This is a genomic window from Candidatus Frankia nodulisporulans (assembly GCF_902806475.1).
GTDB lineage: Bacteria > Actinomycetota > Actinomycetes > Frankiales > Frankiaceae > Frankia > Frankia umida.
The window spans coordinates 1-4,866 of record NZ_CADCWS010000286.1 but is presented as its reverse complement, the minus strand read 5'-3'; the positions used below and the strand labels follow the sequence as shown (position 1 = coordinate 4,866).

4 protein-coding genes are annotated in these 4,866 nt (G+C 69.8%); all 4 read left to right on the top strand.

The window, feature by feature from the left end; translation table 11 throughout:
• Positions 1 to 116 precede the first annotated feature (116 nt).
• The gene (locus G6R24_RS18220) at positions 117 to 1,172 is read left to right on the top strand and encodes an amidohydrolase family protein (protein WP_163550414.1); all 1,056 of its coding nucleotides are present in this window, start codon (positions 117 to 119) and stop codon (positions 1,170 to 1,172) included.
• A 134-nt stretch (positions 1,173 to 1,306) separates the two neighbouring features.
• Positions 1,307 to 2,278: an aldose 1-epimerase family protein gene (locus G6R24_RS18215; protein WP_163550413.1), complete on the top strand. Its 972-nt coding sequence runs from the start codon at positions 1,307 to 1,309 to the stop codon at positions 2,276 to 2,278.
• A gap of 845 nt (positions 2,279 to 3,123) precedes the next feature.
• A complete protein-coding gene (locus G6R24_RS18210; protein WP_163550412.1) occupies positions 3,124 to 4,089 on the top strand; it encodes an ABC transporter substrate-binding protein in 966 nt (321 codons plus the stop codon).
• A 47-nt stretch (positions 4,090 to 4,136) separates the two neighbouring features.
• Positions 4,137 to 4,866, top strand: a 730-nt coding sequence (locus G6R24_RS18205) for an LLM class flavin-dependent oxidoreductase (protein WP_163550411.1), incomplete at its 3' end; no start/stop codon positions are given.

Here is a 4,866-nt window from a genome sequence, read left to right as displayed (position 1 = left end):
CTAACCCACGATCAAAGCGCTACCTGACCAGTTACGATGTACCCAGTTACGATGTACCGAGACCAGGTCACCGCGGCAGAACGGTCACGCGGTGACGACGGAGATTCGGGGGAATCATGGTCAGCGAATTCCTGTCAGACCGCGGCGTCACCACGGAGGACGGCGACGCCGCACTGGGCCAGGGCGGCGGGGCCGCGGGCGGGCGGATCGACGTACACCATCACGCGATGCCGCCGCAGGTGCAGGCATGGCTGGTGGAACATGGGCAGTTGCCGCCGGTAGGCGGGCCGCCGTTCGCGAACTGGTCGCTGGACGCCGCGCTCGACACGATGGACCGGGCCGGGATCGAGCTGGCGTTGCTGTCCGCGGCGATTCCCGCCGAGTTCACCTCGACGCCGGAGCTCGCCGCCGAACTCGCCCGCATCGCCAATGACGCACTCGCCGACCTGGTCCGTGCCCAGCCGAACCGGTTCGGTCTGCTGGCGAGCATTCCGCGGGCGACGCCGGAGATCGCGGTGGCGGAGATCCGCCGGGCGTACGACGTGCTCCACGCGGACGGCGTGCTGCTCATGGCGCACGACGGGTTGACCTATCTGGGCGATCCGGTGTTGGCGCCGATGATGGCCGAACTGAACGCGCGCGACGCGGTGGTTCTCGTCCACCCGTACAACCTTCCGGCGACCGGGTCGGTGGCGATCCCGCCGTTCGTCGCCGACTTTCTCGCCGACACGACCCGCGCGGCCGTCCAGCTGGTCGTGCGCGGCGATCTGGACCGTTATCCGCGCATCCAGTGGATTCTCGCCCATGGCGGCGGATATCTGCCGTTCCAGGCGGCGCGGCTGAACCTTGGTCAGGCGTTCGGCTACGGGGTCGACCCGGGGGTGCTGCGGGCGGCACTGCACCGCTTCCACGTGGACACGGCCGCTCCCATGTCGCCGTACAGCACGCCGAGCCTGCTGGCCGCGATCGGCGCCGAGCACATCCTGTACGGCTCGGACTACAACGCCGTGCCCGCGGACACGGTGCTCGCCGCGCAGAGTGCCCTGCTCGCCGACCCGGCGTTGAACGCCGTCTCCCGGCGCCGCATCGAGCGCCGCAACGCCCTCGTCCTGTTCCCGGACCTCGCCCATCGCCTCGGCGATCCCGTCCGGCACCTGCGGGCCCAGCTCTGACCCACCGGCTCTGACCCACCGGTCCGGGCGCCCGGTAGCGGGGTGCCATCGGCCAGATGCCGGTGGCACCCCGAATACTGGTGACCAGACACAGCGGCAAGGTCAGGCACGCGGTCACGGTCAAGGAGGACCTGATGCAGCCAGTAGCGCCGTCCGGACGGCAGGCGGAGCTCGTGCACGGCGACGCCCGGGTGGTCGTCACCGAGGTCGGCGCGGGGCTGCGGGAGTACCAGGTGGGTGATCGGCACGTCCTGGATGGCTATCCGCTTGACGCGATGGCCAGTCGCGGCCGCGGCCAGTTGCTGGCGCCATGGCCCAACCGGATCGCCGACGGGCGCTACGCGTTCGCCGGCTCCACCTATCAGCTCGCGCTGAACGAGGTGGCGCTGCGCAACGCCAGCCATGGGCTGGTCCGCTGGTCGGCCTGGCAGCTCGAGCAGTCCACGCCGGACGCGGTGCGCGCGTCGTTCGTGCTGCGGGCGCAGAGCGGCTATCCGTTCACCATCGCCTTCACCGCCGACTACCGGCTCGCCGGCGACGGGCTGACGATGACCTTCACGGCGACGAACGTGGGCGCCGACCCCGCCCCGGTGGGCCTGGGCGTGCACCCGTACTTCGCGGTCGCGGGCCTGGGCGGCGGCGCCGAGGTCGCGGACGAGGTGACGCTCACCGTCCCCGCCGCCACCCGTCTGCTCACCGACGACCGCCTGATCCCCACCGGCACGGCCCCCGTCGACGCCCACCCGGTCGACGGCGGCCCGGCCGGCACCACCGTGGGCTCGTTCGACTTCCGCCGCGCCCGTCCGATCGGCGAACTGGTGCTGGACACCTGCTACACCGATCTCGCCCACGATCCGGATGGACGGGCGCGGGCGGTGCTCGCGGTCCCCGGCGGGGACGCGCTCACGGTGTGGATGGACGAGGCCTGGGGGTATCTGCAGGTCTTCACCGCGGACACCCTGGGGCCGGCGCAGCGGCGGCGCAGCATCGCGGTGGAGCCGCTGACCTGCCCGGCGAACGCGTTCAACAGCGGTGCGGGGCTGCGCACGCTGGCCCCCGCGGAGTCCTTCGGCGGCTCCTGGGGCATCTCCCCCGCGTTCGGCTGAGTACCCGTCCCACGTTCGGCCGGGCGCGCGTCCCAGGCCTGGCCGGACGTGGGATCGCCCTGTCCCGCGCGGGCAGGACGCGGATCACATCGCGTGCGTGTTCCGACCGGCGCAGGTTACGTCGCCCGGTCAACGCGGGAACTCCACTGTTACGCGACATCGGTACGTGACGTGAGGGACTCTCAGGTCCAGATACGCACCGCGACAACCAGGCGCAAAATTTTTCGGTCGCGGCACTGATACACCGAACTTCTAGGCAAGAATTCCCTTCGTAGCAGGAGTTTCTTACTCCACCCCCCGATACTCTCGGTGACTCGTCAAGCTGGACGAGGAAAACGCTCCGCCCGGTGACCCTCCCGGGCACACAGAGCCACGCTGGTGTCCATATCCGCAGATCAGGATCTCTGGCTGCGTGACAGACGCAGATGCGGGGTCTATAGTGCATCCCATCCGCGTTCGCGGAGTTCAGGTGCACCGGAGCACCGTCCGCCGACCCGCAGCCACCCAGCATGGCGACACACCGTCAGTGTCGCGTTACTCACCTTCTGCTTTCATCGGCATCCACCCGTTCGGGGGACGAAGACGTGGCATCCGGCTCCACCTTGTTTTCCCGGTACACCGTCGCGCGAGCGGCCAGGCACCGAGACGCCGCGGGTCCGGTATCCCGCGGCCAGGCCGCGCCAGCGGCCTCGACAACGCCCGGAGCGCTCCTGACGCGCTCCCGCCCACTGGCCCTGGGAGCCGCCGCCGCGGTGCTGGCGCTGGCCGCCGGCTGCGGCTCGTCCGGCTCATCGGGTCCGTCCGCGGCCGCGAGTGCCGCACCCACGACGCAGGTCGCGACGTCCATGAGCGGGGAGAAGGTCACCGTCCCACTCAGGATCAACCGAATCGCCGAGCAGTTCCCCGCCCATACCGTGACCGACATCATGCTCGGGGTGGGTCCGAAGCTCGTGGCGATCCCGCAGAACGTCAAGACGATTCCGTTCCTGCGCAAGGTGTTCCCCGGTGTGAACGACCTGCCGGAGCTGTTCCGCAGCGGCGGCAAGGTGAACATGGAGGAGCTGCTCAAACTCAGGCCGGACGTCGTTTCCACGATCGACGGCGGCGCCACCCTCACCCCGTTCCAACAGGCCGGGCTGCCCGCACTGAACATGGACTTCGACACCTTCGACCAGCTCGTGCCGTCCATCGAACTGGCCGGAAAGGTCTATGGCGGCGAAGCCGCGACGCGGGCCAAGGCATACGGGGAATACGTCAACGCGAAGCTCGCGATGGTGAAGTCGCGGCTGGCGAGTCTGCCGGACACCGAGAAACCGACCGTGGTGCATGTCGCGAGCTACCCACCCCTGGTGGTGGACGGCGGCAAGTCCCTCATCGACGGCTGGATCAAACTCGGTGGTGGCACGGACTCCGCCAGCGGCGTCAAGGGCACCCACGTCACCGTCACCATGGAGCAGCTACTGCAGTGGAACCCGGATGTGCTCGTGGTCGAGACCCCCGGTGGTGACCAGGGGCTCGCGGCGAACACCGCCCGGTCGGTGATCAGCGAGTTCGAGAAGGCCCCGGGCTGGAAGAGCCTGAAGGCCGTCCAGACGAACCGCGTCTACCTCAACCCGCAGGGTCTCTACCCGTGGGAAAGGTTCGGTCCCGAGGAGGCGCTGCAGATCCAGTGGATCGCGAAGATGCTGCACCCTGACCTGTTCAAGGATGTCGACATCCGCGCCGAGACGCGTTCCTTCTACCAGAAGTTCTTCGACTACCAGGTGACCGATGCCGACCTCGACCAGATCCTCCAGGTCGGCTCCCGGTAATCACCTCTGGACGGGAAGGGCCGCGCCCCCGGCGCAGTGACACAACCATGATGATGCGATTCGGCCTGCCCGGCGGACGCGGCGATCTCGGCGGTAACGGTGCCACCTCCACGGTGGAACTCGCCCGGATCGCCGAGACCCTCGGCTATGACAGTCTCTGGTTCACCGACGGCCACCTGAGCTCCGTCGGCTCCCGCACGGTGACCTCCCGGCCGTCGCCGATTCCGCTGGCCGCGGCGGTCGCCGCCGCCACCACCCGGATCAGCCTCGGCTTCACCGCGCTGCACCTGTCGATGCACGACCCGATCCAGCTCGCCGCCGACCTCGCCACCCTGGACCACCTCAGCGGCGGTCGGGTCATCCTCGGCATCGGCTGGCCGGTGGACGCCTACGCCGCCGCCTACCGCGGCGGCACGGAGCCGGCCGCCGCCGATCTGCCCGAGGCCCTCGACACGCTGCTCGGCTACTGGCGCGGCCGGACCCGCAGCGCCGCCGACGGCACGCAGTACCGGGTCGGCCCGATCCCGCTGCAGCAGCCGCACCCACCGATCGAGATCTCCCCACGCTCGGAGGAGTCGATCATCTGGGCGGCCACCCGCCGCCACCGGCTGGTCCTGCCCGCGGTGACGACGACCGCGTCGATCGCCACCTGCGTCGCGCTCTACACCGCGCACGGTGGGCAGGCCAGCGACATCCGGATCGAACGGTTCTGCCTGGTCGCCGAGAGCGACGAGGCCGCCCGGGAGCGGGCCACCCCGATCGTCGTGCGCCTCACCA

Bases quoted from the DNA above. Each gene is read 5' to 3' on its own strand.
- G6R24_RS18220 (WP_163550414.1), top strand. From the start codon at position 117: ATGGTCAGCGAATTCCTGTCAGACCGCGGCGTCACCACGGAGGACGGC.
- G6R24_RS18215 (WP_163550413.1), top strand. From the start codon at position 1,307: ATGCAGCCAGTAGCGCCGTCCGGACGGCAGGCGGAGCTCGTGCACGGC.
- G6R24_RS18210 (WP_163550412.1), top strand. From the start codon at position 3,124: ATGAGCGGGGAGAAGGTCACCGTCCCACTCAGGATCAACCGAATCGCC.